The 14988-nt window shown below is 68.3% G+C and carries 14 protein-coding genes and 1 pseudogene; 14 read left to right on the forward strand and 1 reads right to left on the reverse strand.

The window, feature by feature from the left end; genetic code table 11:
• The first annotated feature begins 2 nt into the window (after window positions 1-2).
• From folP to ptsP, 14 genes are all read left to right on the forward strand, one after another.
• Window positions 3-854 (forward strand): dihydropteroate synthase, encoded by an 852-nt coding sequence (folP, locus tag M3G14_RS11390; RefSeq protein ID WP_259926650.1) that lies wholly within the window; start codon window positions 3-5, stop codon window positions 852-854.
• Window positions 854-1228 carry a dihydroneopterin aldolase gene (folB, locus tag M3G14_RS11395; RefSeq protein WP_259926651.1) on the forward strand — a complete coding sequence of 125 codons (375 nt, stop codon included), beginning with the start codon at window positions 854-856 and terminating at the stop codon, window positions 1226-1228. The genes folP and folB overlap by 1 nt, the downstream gene beginning before the upstream one ends.
• 1 nt (window position 1229) lies before the next feature.
• A complete protein-coding gene (gene folK / locus M3G14_RS11400) occupies window positions 1230-1706 on the forward strand; it encodes a 2-amino-4-hydroxy-6-hydroxymethyldihydropteridine diphosphokinase (RefSeq protein ID WP_259926652.1) in 477 nt (158 codons plus the stop codon).
• Entirely contained in the window at window positions 1706-2197 is a 492-nt protein-coding gene (locus tag M3G14_RS11405) for a DUF3180 domain-containing protein (RefSeq protein ID WP_311201382.1), read from the forward strand. The genes folK and M3G14_RS11405 overlap by 1 nt, the downstream gene beginning before the upstream one ends.
• Before the next feature lie 10 nt (window positions 2198-2207).
• Complete coding sequence (locus M3G14_RS11410; protein ID WP_259926653.1) at window positions 2208-3173, forward strand: DUF6779 domain-containing protein; 966 nt, start codon at window positions 2208-2210, stop codon at window positions 3171-3173.
• The gene (locus M3G14_RS11415; RefSeq protein ID WP_259926654.1) at window positions 3170-3868 is read left to right on the forward strand and encodes a hypothetical protein; all 699 of its coding nucleotides are present in this window, start codon (window positions 3170-3172) and stop codon (window positions 3866-3868) included. The genes M3G14_RS11410 and M3G14_RS11415 overlap by 4 nt, the downstream gene beginning before the upstream one ends.
• Complete coding sequence (locus M3G14_RS11420) at window positions 3865-4656, forward strand: pantoate--beta-alanine ligase (protein ID WP_259926655.1); 792 nt, start codon at window positions 3865-3867, stop codon at window positions 4654-4656. Before M3G14_RS11415 ends, M3G14_RS11420 begins: the two co-directional genes overlap by 4 nt.
• A 21-nt stretch (window positions 4657-4677) precedes the next feature.
• Window positions 4678-5952 carry a hypothetical protein gene (locus M3G14_RS11425; protein WP_259926656.1) on the forward strand — a complete coding sequence of 425 codons (1275 nt, stop codon included), beginning with the start codon at window positions 4678-4680 and terminating at the stop codon, window positions 5950-5952.
• Entirely contained in the window at window positions 5943-7349 is a 1407-nt protein-coding gene (locus M3G14_RS11430; protein WP_259926657.1) for a DHA2 family efflux MFS transporter permease subunit, read from the forward strand. Before M3G14_RS11425 ends, M3G14_RS11430 begins: the two co-directional genes overlap by 10 nt.
• Before the next feature lie 19 nt (window positions 7350-7368).
• Window positions 7369-8910 carry a lysine--tRNA ligase gene (gene lysS, locus M3G14_RS11435; protein ID WP_259926658.1) on the forward strand — a complete coding sequence of 514 codons (1542 nt, stop codon included), beginning with the start codon at window positions 7369-7371 and terminating at the stop codon, window positions 8908-8910.
• Complete coding sequence (locus M3G14_RS11440; RefSeq protein WP_259926659.1) at window positions 8911-10047, forward strand: glycosyltransferase family 87 protein; 1137 nt, start codon at window positions 8911-8913, stop codon at window positions 10045-10047.
• Window positions 10048-10113: 66 nt separating this feature from the next.
• The gene (locus M3G14_RS11445; RefSeq protein ID WP_259926660.1) at window positions 10114-12147 is read left to right on the forward strand and encodes a glucose PTS transporter subunit IIA; all 2034 of its coding nucleotides are present in this window, start codon (window positions 10114-10116) and stop codon (window positions 12145-12147) included.
• A gap of 17 nt (window positions 12148-12164) precedes the next feature.
• A complete protein-coding gene (locus tag M3G14_RS11450; RefSeq protein WP_259926661.1) occupies window positions 12165-12995 on the forward strand; it encodes a PRD domain-containing protein in 831 nt (276 codons plus the stop codon).
• A 30-nt stretch (window positions 12996-13025) separates the two neighbouring features.
• On the forward strand, window positions 13026-14711 hold the full coding sequence (ptsP, locus tag M3G14_RS11455; RefSeq protein WP_259926662.1) for a phosphoenolpyruvate--protein phosphotransferase: 1686 nt from the start codon (window positions 13026-13028) through the stop codon (window positions 14709-14711).
• Window positions 14712-14774: 63 nt separating this feature from the next.
• On the opposite strand, the pseudogene M3G14_RS11460 reads toward ptsP, so the two are convergent.
• Window positions 14775-14988 (reverse strand): annotated as a pseudogene (locus M3G14_RS11460) (hypothetical protein); the annotation flags it as partial.

Here is a 14988-nt window from a genome sequence, read left to right on the forward strand (position 1 = left end):
CGATGGTCAGCGTGGCTGAGCTGACGGCGCCCGGGCGCACCACGGTCATGGGCATTGTCAACGTCACGGAGGATTCCTTTTCCGACGGCGGGCGCTGGCTTGCCGCCGACGACGCGATCGCGCACGCCCACGAGCTGGTGCGACTGGGCGCGGACATCATCGACGTCGGTGCCGAGTCCACCCGGCCGGGCGCGACACGCGTGCCCGCCGAGGTGGAGGCCGCCCGCATCCGCCCGGTAATCGAGGCGCTGCACGCCGACGGCATCCGCACCTCCATCGACACGATGCGCGCTGCCACCGCCGCAGCGGCAGCGGAGGCCGGTGTGGACCTGATCAACGACGTCTCCGGCGGCCTCGCTGATCCAGATATGTACCGCGTGATGGCCGAAACGAAGCTGCCGGTGTGCCTGATGCACTGGCGCGCCGACGCGTTTGTCAACGCCTCGGGTGCGGCCGACCACGGCGGGGACGTGGTGCGCGACGTCCACGAGGTGCTCGCCCAGCTCGTCAACAACGCGCTTGCCGCCGGCGTCGCGCACGACCAGATCACGCTCGACCCGGGCCTGGGCTTTGCCAAGACGGCCGCGGACAACTGGGCGCTGCTACACGCGCTGCCGGAGTTCATCGCCGGCGAGTTCCCCATCCTGGTTGGCGCGAGCCGCAAGCGCTTCCTCACCGGGATCCGCAAAGACCGCGGGCTCGAGCACGGGCCCGTCGACGCCGACCCCGCCACCGCCGCCGTCACCGCACTGTCGGCGCATTACGGGGCGTGGTGCGTGCGCGTGCACGAGGTCGCCGTCTCCCGCGACGCAGTCGACGTCGCCGCGCGCTGGCGGCAGGGAGGCGTCAACTGATGGCCGATCGCATTGAGCTCAAAGGCCTCGTCTGCTATGCCCACCACGGCGTGCTGCCGCACGAGACGGAGCACGGCCAGGCCTTCACCATCGACATCACCTGCTGGGTGGATTTCGCCGAGGCCGCAGCTGGCGATGACCTGACCAAGACGATCAACTACGCGGAACTCGCCCAGCTGGCCTATGACGTGGCCGCCGGGACCCCGCGCCAGCTCATCGAAACCGTCGCCACCGAGATCGCCGACACCGCCATGGAGCGCTTCATGCCGCTCCACGCCATCGAGGTCACGGTGCACAAGCCGCACGCCCCGATCCCGCTGGTCTTCGACGATGTCGCCGTCGTGTGCCGCCGCAACCGCAAGCACAGGAGGTAGCATGCGCGCCGTCATCTCCGCCGGCTCCAACATGGAAGACTCCCGCGCCCACCTCGCCTCCGTCCGCGCGCACTTCGCCGACACACTCGTCGCCGCAAGCTCGCTCTACGCCACCGCGCCATGGGGGAAGACGGATCAGCCGGACTTTCTCAACCAGAGCCTGCTTATCGACGCCCCACTCACCCCCGCCGAACTCCTGACCGAATGCCAGGCGCTCGAGGCCGCCGCCAACCGCGTAAGAATCGAGCGCTGGGGCCCGCGCACGCTCGACGTGGACATCGTCGACATCTCCGGCTACACCTCCGAGGACCCGGTCCTGACCATCCCGCACCCGCGCGCCCACCTGCGCGCCTTCGTGCTCGCGCCCTGGCTCGAGATCGACCCGGACGCTACGCTTAGCGGCGAGCGCGTCGCCGACCTGCTCGTGGGGCTTGACCCGGCAGAGCGTGCGGGTGTGCGCAAGCTGGAGGGTAAGTGATGGCTGAGCAACCGGGCAGCGGCATGCAGCGCACCTCCGTGGCCGCGCTGATCGGTGTCGCCGGGTTTAGCGCTGCGGCGACGCTGATTTTGATGCGGAGGTTTTACGGCGCGGTGGCGTCGATAAGCATTCTGGTGCCCTCGAGCCTCTGGGTGCTGGCGCTGACCTGCGGCTACCTCGTGGTGGTGGTGAAGAAGCGGCGCGAGGACGGGCGCATCGGGCTGGATCGCTCGCAGCTCAACCCCATGATGGCGGCCAATTTTATGCTCTTTGGCAAGGCCAGCGCGTGGGTCGGCGCGATCGCCGGCGGGGCCTACCTCGGGCCCCTGGTGTACGTGGTGCCGCGGCTCGGGGTGCTGGCGGCGGCGGGCGACGACCTGCCCGCGCTCGCCAGCGGGGTGCTCGGTGGGCTCGCGCTCGCGGTGGCCGGGGTGCTGCTGGAGAAGGCCTGCGAGGTGTCGCCGCCGTCCAACGGGGAAGCGGTTAGCTAAGGTACTAACCATGACTGCCGAATCTTCGTCCAGAGACAACGGAAACATCTGGGTCATCGTGCCGTTCGCGCTCGCGATCGTGGGCACGGTGGTGATGCTCTTCACGAACTCGGCCAACGCGCTGAAAATCTCGCTGATCCTCGCGCTGTGGGCCGCCGCGGCCGGGCTCATCATCATCTTCAAGACGCGCCGCGACCGCGACGAAGCCACCCGCGCGCTCGCCGCCAGCGAAGCGCAGCACAAGGAGGAACTCGCCCGCCTCGAGGCGCGCCCGGCGCCGGAAGCGGCCGGTGCGGCTGGCGCTGTGACCGTGGACGAGGAACTGCTGCGCGACCTGCAGGCCGAGATCAAGGCCCTGCGCAGCCAGCTGGAGGAGATGCGCGGGCAGGTCTTCGAGTACGAGCCGGCGGCCGTGCGCGCGGCGGCGCGTCGCATCCAGGAAATCGAGCAGGCCGAGCCGGCTCCCGAGCCAGCAGAGCAGCGCGGGGAGCGCGAGGAGCGCGACACCTGGAGCAAGTCGACCGCAGCACAGCCCAGCGAGGCAGTCCACCCGGTCGAGGAGCCAGTGCGCGAGCCGGTGCCGCCGTTCCGCGAGCCGAAAACTGAGCCGAAAACCGAGACCAAGGGCCCGTCGAACTTCGACACGGCCAAGATCACCCGTGTGACCGACGAGCACACCGCCGGCGGCAGCCACCGTCGCCCGCGCCCGAGCGGCGCGCCCAGCAGCGACGCCGTGGCCGGCAACATCGGGCAGAAGCCGCAGCGCGAGCAGGCGAACCCGCTGTCCGCGCTGATCAGCGAGCGCACGAAGGCGAACGCAGAGCCGCAGAAGCCGGAAAAGCCGGAGGCACCTGAGCACACCGGCCGCCACGAGCAGCCCGACGCAGAACCCACCGGCGGCCGTCGCCGCCGCGACGCCGGCCGCGAGGGCGCGCTGTCCGTCGCTGAGCTCATCGCGCGTAACAAGCGCTCATGACGCCGCGGCTGCTCGTCGGCAAGGTTGGCACAGGCGGAGCAGAAGATTTTGTCGACGGCCTCGAGCGCGCCGGCCACAGCGTCATCGCGCTCGACCCGGCGGATCCCGGCCAGGTTGCGCACGTCGACCTCGTCCTCATCGACGCCGCCGATCCCGCCACCGTCCGCGCCTGGGCTGCCCGCTTTGCCCCGCACGCCCGCGCGGAGCAGATGTTCATCCACACCGCGCTGCTGGAAGGCGCGCAGCTGCTCGACGAGGTGGAGACTTCGCGCGCGATCGTCATGTGCGCCCACCAGATCGCGCCGGCGACGTGGGTGACCTCGGCCGCCGACGAGATGGGAGAAGCCGTCATCGCGATGCTGCTCGCAGAGGCGGGCGCGACCGCGGTGCCGATCGCGGATGCGGTGCGACCCACCCTTGCCGCAGCCCAAGAGCTGCGGGCGCGCCAGCATGCCGTGCTTTTCGACGCCCACACGCTACTGAACACCGCCATCCCCAACCTTCCCGCGCCCGAGCAGCTCGAGGCACCAGCACCGCTCGACATTCCGACCCTGGAGACGCTCTACGAGGCAATCGAAGACCCAGGCGTGCGCCGCCTGTTCGTCGATCTGCAGCGGCGTACCGCTGAACAGGCGGGGGATGCGGCCGTGCAAGTATGGGCAATGGAGAAGTATGAAGGGAGACAATCCAGATGACGTTTGAACCGGGCAAGGCCACCGTCGTCACCGACGAACAACTGCTCGCCACCTACGGGCGCGCGTTTCGCAAGGTGGGCAAGTCAGTGGTGCTCGTGCCGCTGTCCACCGGCGTGCACGCCGGCCATATCGAGCTGATCCGCGCGGCGAAGTCGCTGTTGGGCTCCTACGTGTTCGTTTCCTACGAGGGCGAGGAGGTCCCCGCAGTCTTCGCTGAGGAGAAGGTGGACGTGGTCTTTCACGGCACGCTGCCGACCGCGGCGCGGGTGTCCACGGGCGGGCAGTGTTTGGAGGACGCGGAGGGGGTTGAGCGTGGCGTCGCTAAGCATGTGGCCCTGTGCAACGCCACACATGCCACGGACCTGGTGCTCGGCGAGAAGGATTTCGAGCTGCTCGTGGCCACCCAGCTGGCGGTCTCGGCGCTGCGGATGGAGGTCAAGCTGCACAGCGTGCCGACGGTGCGCATGCCGGATGGGCTCGCGGTGAGCCTGCGCAACGAGCGCGTGGCCCCGGAGCACCGCGAGGCCGCGCTTGCCTTGGGCGCGGCGCTGACGGCGGGGGCGCACGCCGCAGAGCACGGTGCTGAGACGGTGCTGGAGACCGCGCGCGGTGTGCTCGCGGCCGCGGGTGTCACACCCGCCTACCTCGAGCTGCGCGACCTGGCGATGCGGCCGGCCCCCGCGACCGGGGATGCGCGCCTGCTCGCCGCGGTGGATCTGGGGGACGTGCGCTTGATCGACAACGTGGGCGTGCCGCTTGGCGTTGGGTTTAAAAACATCGAGGCGTAGGCAGGCGCTACACTCTTGGGCATGTCTGTGTCCAACATCGCTGCACTGCTGAATCAGCGCTACGGTTTCGCCTTTGACGCCGAGCAGGTCCGCCAGTCGGGCCGCACGTCCTCGTCGACGCTGTACACCGCGTCGAATGCGGAAGGCCAGGCCGTGGAGGTCGAGCTTTTCGACGCCGGCGCCACCGCCGACACCGACGCGCTCGGCCGCGAGCTCAGCGAGTCCGACCACCCCGGCACCTTCCAGCCGCGCGGCGCGGGGATTAGCGATGAGGGCCAGTTTTTCGTGCTGCGCGAGGCCCCGTCGGGCTCGACGCTGCGCTCGCTTATCGACGACAAGCGCGCCGCCGGCACCACCTTCACCAACGCCGAAGCGCGCGACCTCTTGCTGCCGGCCGCCGAGGCGATCGACGCCTACAACCGCGAGGGCCACCCGGAGTTCGTGGCGCGCTCGATCGACCCGGCGCAGCTTCTGGTGCAGCCCGCGTGGTCTTCCGTGCCGGTGAAGATGGCCCTGGTCGGCCCGCTCGCCGACGGTGGCGAGACTGCAACCGCCGAGCGCATCGATACCAACCGCGCCGCCTTCCGCGACCTGGTTGCCGAGATGACCGGCGAGCCGGTCGACGCCGAGCTCGCGCGCGAGTCCGGCTCCTGCGCCGGCTACCTGCTCGCCCTGGCCGGCGGGGCGTCCTCTGCGGTGGCAAGCGATGGGGCGACCCCGGTCGCGCCGCGCCCGCAGGACGGCTACCGCAAGCCGCCGGCACCCTACGCCTACGGCCCAACGGGGGAGTACACGCGCCCCGCGGTGGTCAAGGACCGGATGAACCCGTGGCCGTGGATCATCGCCGTGCTCGTGCTGCTGCTCATCGCCCTGGCCGCGTTCTGGTGGTGGTGGGACAACAACCGCGGCGAGGACTGGGCTGGCGCGGACGCCGAGATCGCCCAGGAGTACCCGCAGCTCGTCTCCGAGCGCGCAGGCGCCAAGGGCTGGGAGGACCTGGTGTGCGAATCGGCCACCCCGGAGGCCGGCCAGGAGGGCAAGATCCGCTGCGCCAACGAGGACTTGGGCGTCTCCGTGTCGAAGTACGTCTCGCAGGACGCGCGCGACGAGGTCGTCCCGGGCCGCGAAGAGGCGGTCATCCTGGGCAGCGGTGAGTGCACGGTCGACTCCTACGAGGTGCCGGAGGCGTACCCGCCGGCCTTTGTGATGGTGCCGGAAAACAAGGAACAGTACCTCGTCGTGATCAACGGTCACGAGTCTGAGGACAAGCGCCTCGGGCTGCCGCTGTGCGAGTAGTGCAAAACCCGGCGGTGCTGCTGGCCATCCTCGTGCTCAGCGCGATGATGATGATCTTCAACGAGACCACCGTTGCCGTCGCCCTGCCCGCGATCATGGCGGAGTTCGGCGTGAGCGCGGACGTGGCCCAGTGGTTGCTCACCGGCTTCCTGCTGACCATGGCGGTGGTGATCCCCACCTCTGGGTTCCTCATCGACCGGCTGACTACGCGCGCGCTGTACTTCCTGTCGATGGCGCTCTTCCTTGCCGGCAGTGTGCTCGCCGCACTCGCCCCGGCGTTCTGGGTGCTCATCGCCGCGCGCGTGATCCAGGCGGCCGGCACGGCGGTGATGATCCCGCTGCTGTTTACGGTCACGCTGAACGTCGTCTCGCCGCAGCGCCGCGGCACGGTAATGGGGCTCAACGCGGTGGTCATCTCGGTGGCCCCGGCTCTCGGGCCCACGCTCGCTGGCCTGGTGCTCAGCCGGTGGACCTGGCACCACATCTTCTGGGTGATGGTGCCGATCCCTTCGCTGCTGGTTGTCATCGCCATCTTCGTCATGCGCAACGTGGGCGAAGTCCGCAAGACCCCGCTCGACGCAGTTTCCGTGCTGCTCTCGGTCTTCGCGTTCGGCGGGCTGGTCTACGGTCTGTCTACCTTTACCCAGCTGGTCACCGGCGAGTCGGTGGCACCCGGCGTGGCGGTCGTCGTCGGCGTCGTCTTCACCGCCATCTTCGTCGCGCGCCAGCGCCGCCTGGCCAAGGCCGACAAGGCGCTGCTGAACCTGGACGCGCTGCGCTACCGCGACTTCACGCTCTCGCTGGTGGCGGTCATCGCGGTGTTCGGTACCTTCCTCGGCACCGTAAACCTGCTGCCGATCTACCTGCAGGGCGCGCTCGGGCTGTCCACGGTGGCCACCGGCCTGATCTTGCTGCCGGGCGGGGTGGCCCAAGGCATTGCCTCGCCGATCGCGGGCCGGCTTTACGACGCCGCCGGCACCCGCCCCATCGCCATCCCCGGTGCGCTTATCCTCGCCGCATCGCAGGCGACGTTGTGGTTCGCACTCGGCGACAACACGCCGCAGTGGCTCATCGTGACCACCCTGATCTTCACCAACGTGGCGATGGCGCTGGTGATGACGCCGCTGATGACGGCCTCGCTGTCCGCGCTGCCACAGCCGCTGTACTCCCACGGCTACGCGATCCTCAACACGCTGCAGCAGCTCGGCGGGGCCGCAGGCACGGCGGTGTTTATCGGCGTGATGTCGCTGAGCGTTGCCGGCGGTGCGAGCCAGGCGCAGTCGGCGTCGTTGAGCTTCGGGGCGGGCGTTGTGGCGTCGATAATTGCGCTGGCGGCGGTGAGCTTTGTGGGCGGCAAACGCACAACGACGACCGTGGAGTCGAGTGCACCGCGCTAACCGACTACGATAGGCGGGCGTGACTACGCAAGATCTTTCAGAGCAGCAGCAGATCCGCCGCGAGAAGCGGCAGAAGTTCCTCGACGCGGGCCTCGAGGCCTACCCCGTCAGCGTCGAGCGCACGACCTCCCTCAAGGACTTGCGGAGCAAGTACCAGGCCGTGCCCGAAGGCGAGGGCGACGGTACCACCAAGCTGGAGCCGGGCCAGGAGACCCAGGACGTGGTGGCCGTGACCGGCCGCATCATGTTCCAGCGCAACACGGGCAAACTGTGCTTCGCCACCCTGCAGGAGGGCGACGGGACCCAGCTGCAGGTCATGCTGTCGCTGGCCGAGGTGGGCGAGGACGCGCTCGCCGCCTGGAAGGCCGACACCGACTTGGGCGACATTGTCGCGGTCAAGGGCCGGGTCATCGCTTCTCGACGCGGCGAGCTCTCCGTCCAGGCCCAATCCTGGCAAATGGCCTCCAAGGCGCTGCGTCCCCTGCCGGTCGCGTTCGCCGAGATGAACGAGGAGCAGCGCGTCCGCCACCGCTACACCGACCTGATCATGCGCGAGCAGGCTCGCGTGAACGCGATGACGCGCATCAAGGTCATGGCCGCGGTGCGAAAGTACCTCACGGGCGAGGACTTCGTGGAGATCGAGACGCCGATGCTGCAGACGCTGCACGGCGGCGCCGCCGCTCGCCCGTTTGTGACCCGCTCGAACGCGCTGGACATCGACCTGTACCTGCGCATCGCGCCGGAGCTCTACCTCAAGCGCGCCGTCGTTGGCGGGCTGGAGCGCGTCTTTGAGATCAACAAGAACTTCCGCAACGAGGGCGTCGACAAGTCGCACTCGCCGGAGTTCACCATGCTGGAGACCTACCAGGCGTGGGGCACCTACGCGGACGGCGCGAAGCTGATGGAAGGCCTGGTCAAGTTCTGCGCCCGCGAGGTCTTCGGCTCCGAGAAGGTCACGCTTGCCGACGGCACCGAGTACGACTTTTCCGGCGAGTGGAAAGTCATGGAGATGTACCCCAGCCTCAACGAGGCGCTGGGGCGCAAGTTCCCGGGCCAGCCCGAGGTCACCATCGACTCCACCGTTGAAGAGCTCACCGCGATCGCCGAGCACATCGGCTTGCAGGTGCCCAAGGGCGAAGGCTGGGGCCACGGCAAGCTCGTGGAGGAGATCTGGGAGGAGCTGTGCGCCGACCAGCTCTACGAGCCGGTGTTCGTGACCAACTTCCCCGTCGAGACCTCCCCGCTGACCCGCGACCACCGCGACAAGCCGGGCGTGACCGAGAAGTGGGACCTCTACGTCCGCGGCTTCGAGCTGGCCACCGGCTACTCCGAGCTGATCGACCCGGTCATCCAGCGCGCCCGCTTCGAGGACCAGGCGCGCCTGGCCGCTGACGGCGACGAGGAAGCGATGGTGCTGGACGAGGACTTCCTCGCCGCGATGGAGCAGGGCATGCCGCCGACATCCGGCTGCGGCATGGGCGTAGACCGCCTGCTCATGGCACTGACTGGCCTGGGCATCCGCGAGACCGTCCTGTTCCCGATGGTGAAGCCGGAGGCGTAGGTGGCAGACACCGCGCTGCTGCCGCGGCGCGTACCGCTCTGGCTGCTTGCCGCGGCGGCGCTGATTGGCGTGATCCGGGTGGCGATCACGCTGCCGTTGGCCCGCTACGGCTCCGACTTCGTGCCGATTTGGGATGCGGTGCAGCGCTACACCCAGGGCATCCCCGTCTACAACGAGGACTACTCCACCACCGACCCGCACTATCTTTACGGGCCGGGCGCGAACGTGGTGCTCGCACCGCTCGCGATCTTTGGCTCGTTTGAGGTGGGCCGGTGGGCGATGGTGGGGGCGAGTGTGGCGTCGATAAGCGGTGCAGTGTACTGGGCCGCGAGGATGCTCGCGCCGGACAAGGCGGTGCCGCTCACGCTGGTGACGATCGCGATCGCGTTCAACACACCGGAGCCGGTCCAATCCACCGTGTATCTCACCAACATCAATGGCTTTCTGCTGCTGGTGATGGTCGCGTTTGTGCACGCCTGCCTGCGCGACTACCACGGCTCGAAGGTCGTCGCGGCGCTGCTTTTCGCCTACGCGGTGACGATCAAGCCGCAATTCGTCGTGCTCGCGGCCGTGCCTTTCCTGCTTGCGCAGTGGTGGGTGATTGTCGGGGCGGTCGCGGCGTACGCGGCGCTGTTCGGCATTGGCTGGGCAACGACGGTCAACCCGCACTGGTATATCGAGCGGCTCGTGCCGTACCTGTCGGAAACGCGCGACTACGACAACGGCGCGATCGGCGCGTTTGGCCTGGGTACTGTTGGCACCGTCGCCGTGAGCGCGGTTGTGCTCATTGGCGTGTTCGCCGCGGTGGCGCTGTTGTTCCCGCAGCGGCGCGAACTCGGCGCGGTGTGGGCGTTTTGCACGCTCGGCGTGCTCTTTTGCGGCGTCTTCCTCGCCGGCGGGCTGCTGCAGGGCTACTACGCGATCTGGCTAATCCCGCTCGCGATGTCCGCGATCGATGTGCGCTCGCCCGCGCGCAACTGGGCAACCGGCGTGGCGCTGTGGGCCACCACGGGGCTGTTCGCGCTGCCTGGCACACCAAGCCTGCTGTCTACCCTCGGATGGGGCGTGGTGCCCTTTGCTATCGCGGTGCACGCCGGCCTACGATGGAGGGCAACAACAGGGTTGTTACCCGCCTAGCGCGGGGCAAGACCTGGGGCGTTTTCGCGTCCCAGGTCTTTTTTCTTTGGATTAAGGAGCGAACTGATGGCAACCACGAAGGCGAGCCTGAAAGACCAGGCCGCTGACATCCTCGCCGGAATCGGCGGGCCGGAAAACATTGTGAGCATGACGCACTGCGCGACGCGTTTGCGCTTCGAGCTTGCCGACGCCGCGAAAGCCGACAAAGACCGTCTCGAAGCCAACCCCAAGGTGATGGGTGCGGTACCGCAGGGCGGCAGCCACTACCAGGTCATCATCGGCGGTGACGTGGCGAATGTGTACAACGAGATCAAGGCGCTGCCCGAGATGCGCGGGGCGAAGCAGCGCAGCGACGCCGACGTCAAGGCCGAAAACCGCGCCAAGGCCAAGGGCAAGGTGCCGTGGCTGGACGCGTTCTTCGAGTACCTGTCTGATTCCTTCCGCCCGATCCTGGGCGTGCTGCTTGGCGCGTCGCTGGTCATCGCGGCCGCCGCGGTCATCGACGCCCTCGGCCTGGTCGACTTCCGCGCCGAGGTAAAGACCCCGACCTGGCAGTTCGTGGACGCCATGTGGCGCTCCGTGTTCTACTTCCTGCCGGTGATGGTGGCCTACAACGCGGGCAAGAAGCTGCGCATCGACGGCTGGGTCCCCGCCGCGATCATGTTCGCGCTGTTCACCCCCGAATTCACGGGGCTGGCCGAGCACCCGGACGCGATCATCTCGCAGAACGCGCTGCTCGGCAGCGAGGTGGCCCGCGTGACCGTCTTCGGCGCGCCGATGCTTTTGCCGGAGTACGGCGGCAACGTCTTTGTGCCGCTGATCATGGCTGCTGTGGCGGCGCTGGTGTACAAGGGCTTCCAGAAGCTCATCCCGTCCGCGGTGCACATGGTGTTCGTCCCCTTCCTCACGCTGTTGGTGATGATCCCGTTTACCGCCCTGGTCATCGGGCCGCTTGGCTACGCGCTCGGCGCGTGGATCGGCGTTGGCCTGGCATGGCTCAACGGCAACGCGCCCTTCGTCTTTGCCATCCTGATCCCGATGCTCTACCCATTCCTGGTGCCGCTGGGTCTGCACTGGCCGCTGAACGCCCTGATGCTGGTGAACATCCAGACGCTCGGCTACGACTTCATCCAAGGCCCGATGGGCGCCTGGAACTTCGCCTGCTTCGGTGCAACAGCTGCCGTGTTCGCCATCTCCCTGCGCGACAAGGACCCGCTCATGCGCCAGACCGCCGGCTCCGCGCTGGCTGCCGGCCTGTTCGGCGGTATCTCCGAGCCTTCGCTCTACGGCATCCACCTGCGGTTTAAGCGCATCTACCCGCGCATGCTGGTGGGCTGCTTCGCCGGTGGCCTGACCATCGCCATCCTGGGCACCCCCTTCGGCGGTGTGCAGACCAACGCGTTCGTCTTCACCTCGCTGTTGACCATCCCGGTCTTTAGCCCGGCATGGGTCTACGTCATCGCGATTGCGGTGGCCTTCTTCACCGCCTTCACCATCATCTTCATCACCGACTACCGCACCCCGGAGGAGAAGGCCGAGGCGCTCGCACGCCGCGCTGCCGCGGAAGAGGAGGCCCAGGCTGAGGCCGAGCCCGCAGAGGAACCCGCAGTCGCGCCTGCCGCAGCGCCCGCTGCCGCTGCTACCAAGGAGGTGCTCGCACCGCTCGCCGGTGCGTCGGTACCGATGGACAAGCTTGCCGACGCCGCCTTCGCCTCCGGCGCCCTCGGCCACGCCGTGGGCATCACGCCAAAGGTCGATCACGCGCCTGTGGTCGCCCCGGTCGACGGCAAGGTCATCTCGGTGGCGAAGACGGGCCACGCCTACGGCATCAAGACCGCCGACGGTGTGGAGATCCTGGTCCACATCGGCATCGATACCGTCAAGCTCAAGGGCGAAGGATTCACCCCGATCGCCGAAAAGAAGCAGGAAATCCGTGCCGGTGAGCCGCTGGCTGAGGTGGATTTCGCCTCGATTATCGACGCTGGCGTCGACCCGACCGTGATCACCACCGTCGTCAACTCCAAGACGCTTACGGGCGTCGATGATCTGGCCGCAGACACGGTCACGGCGGGCCAGCCGATCCTGGGCGTGACCAAGTAGCACTACGCTTAGAGGGCATGCAGATCCTGCGCGTGTTCAATAACAATGTGGTGCTCGCCCGCCGCGGCGCAGAACCGGTGGTGGTGACCGGCCGCGGCGTGGGCTTTCACGCAAAGCAGAGCGAGGCTGTCGACGAGTCGCGGGTGGCGCGCATCTTCGTGCCTCTCGACGGCCGCGACCCCGACCACTCCGGCGAAATGATCGCAGGACTTCCCACCGATATCGTCGAACGCGTCGCCGACGCGCTCGAGGAGGTCGGGATTCACTCCCGGCTCACCCTCGTCACGGCGGTGGCGGACCACGTCGTCGGCGCAGCAGAGCGGGCCCGCAAGGGCACGACGGTGGAGTACCCGCTTCGCGCGGAAGTCACCCACCTGTACCCGGAGGAAGCAGCGCAGGGGGAGCGCCTGCTGCACGCACTCAACCGCAGACTTGAAGCGCCGTTGCCGGACGAGGAGGCGACGGCGCTGACGCTGCACCTGGTCAACGCCGGGTTCAACACCGGCAACCTCGCCCACACGTACCAGATGACGGGCGTGATCCAGCAGATGCTGGATGTGATTGGGGCGGAATGGGGCGAGGGGGTGGACGCGGCGTCGATAAGCACTGCCCGCTTCATTACGCACGCGCGCTACCTTTTCGTACGACTGGCGCGCGGCGCGCAGCTTGACCACGGCAATTCGCCGCTCACGAAGGAGCTGCTGCGCGCGCATCCGCGCGAGATGGCGATCGCGCGCAAGGTCGCGCACGTGGTGGAGCTGCGCTTCGGACAGCCGCTTACCGACGACGAGATCGCCTACCTAGGACTCCACGTCGCAAGGCTGCAGGTGTCGCGGGCGGACGAGTAGTCTCGGGGGAGAACGAGCGAAAGGATGGACATGACTGACCGCACTGTTCTTTACGGCATCGGTGTCTCCGCTGGTACGGCCTCGGGGCCGGTCGCCGTGGTGACCGCGCCGGTGGGCATCGACGAGGCGGAATCGGCCGCGGCGGAGGGGGACGCCGAACGCGTCGCGGGCGTGCTGGACGAGGTCGCGGCCTCGCTGACCGCGCGCGCCGAGCACGCGAACTCCGCGACCTCCAAGCAGGTGCTCGAGGCGACCGCGACGCTTGCGACGGACCGGGGGCTTATCCGCGGCATCAACAAGGAGCTGAAGAAGGGCACCGGCGTGACCCGCGCGGTGCACGACGCGGTGGAGGTGTACGCCGCCAAGCTGCGCAAACTGGGCGGCTACATGGCCGAGCGCGTCACCGACCTCTACGACATCCGCGACCGCGCGACTGCGCGCCTGCGCGGCCTGCCCGAGCCGGGCGTGCCGCAGCTCGACGAGCCGTCGATCCTGGTCGCGAACGACCTCGCGCCCGCGGAGACGGCGACGCTCGATCCGGAACGCGTGCTCGGCATCGTCACCGAGGGCGGCGGCGCGACCTCACACACCGCGATCCTCGCGGCTCAGCTGGGTATCCCGGCCGCGGTGCAGGTCAAGGGCATCTTGGGTGCAATTGACGACGCCCCGCAGCTCGCCCTCGACGGCGGCGTCGGCGAGGTCATCGTGGCACCGTCGGAAAGCGATGTGAGCGAGCTTGAAGAGCGTTCCCGCCGCCGCGCAGACGCGCTGGCTGGCTCCTCTGGCGAAGGCGCGACGCGCGACGGCTACAAGGTCAAGCTCTTGGCCAACATCGGCACTGCAGAAGACGCCGAGAAGGCGGCAAAGCTTGACCTGGAAGGCTCCGGACTCTTCCGCACCGAGTTCCTCTTCCTCGACCGCGATTCCGCGCCGAGCGTGGATGAGCAAACCGAAACGTACACGCGCGTGCTGCGCGCTTTTGGCAAGCGCCGCGTGGTCGTGCGCACCCTGGACGCCGGCGCCGATAAGCCGCTGAGCTTTGCCAACCTCGGCGAGGAAGAAAACCCGGCGCTGGGCCGCCGCGGCTTGCGACTGTCCATGGAGCGCGAGGATCTCCTCGACGACCAGCTGCAGGCCCTGGCCAACGCGCACGCAAATGTGCCCGAGGCGGAACTGTGGGTCATGGCGCCGATGGTCGCCACCGTGGAGGAAACGCAGTGGTTCTGCGACAAGGCACGCGGCTACGGGCTGCCCAAGGTCGGCATCATGGTCGAAACCCCGGCGGCGGCGATCCGCGCCGGGCACGTGCTGAGCATCGCCGACTTCGCCTCCATCGGCACGAACGACCTGTCGCAGTACACCATGGCGGCCGACCGCATGCAGGGCGAGCTCGCCGAGCTGCTCAGCCCCTGGCAGCCGCCGGTGCTCAACATGATCAAGGCGACCGGAAAGGGCGGGCACGCGACCGGCAAGTCGGTCGGCGTGTGCGGTGAGGCCGGCGGCGACCCGCTCATGGCGCTCGTGCTCGTCGGCCTGGGGGTTACCTCGCTGTCGATGGCACCGTCGAAGGTCAACGCGGTCCGCGCCGCGCTGCGCCTGCACGACCTGGACACCTGCCGCCAGATGGCGAACTTTGCAGTCGACGCCCCGACCGCGAAGGAAGCACGCGAAAACGTGCTGAAGATTGCCGATCCGGTGCTGCGCGACCTGCTGTAGCGCTTTCGGGCATGCTTGCCCGCGCGCCGGTTGTTGCCGGCGCGCGGGCTTTTGCGTGGGGTTTTAGTCGGGCGGTTTTCGGTGTTCGGCCCGGGCTTTGTGGTCGGTGCCGGTGGCGGTCACGTTGCCGTAGGGTGAGACATACACGATCTGCCCGTCGCGCCGCTCGGTGTGCCCGCGGGTGCCGCGGGCGGCCTGGGAGTTGTGGTACTTGCACAACCACCCAAGATTCTCCGGGGTGGTCTCGCCTCCGTGTTGGTGTTCGACCATGTGGTGA

This window comes from Corynebacterium sp. p3-SID1056 (assembly GCF_025152525.1).
Classification (GTDB): Bacteria; Actinomycetota; Actinomycetes; order Mycobacteriales; family Mycobacteriaceae; genus Corynebacterium.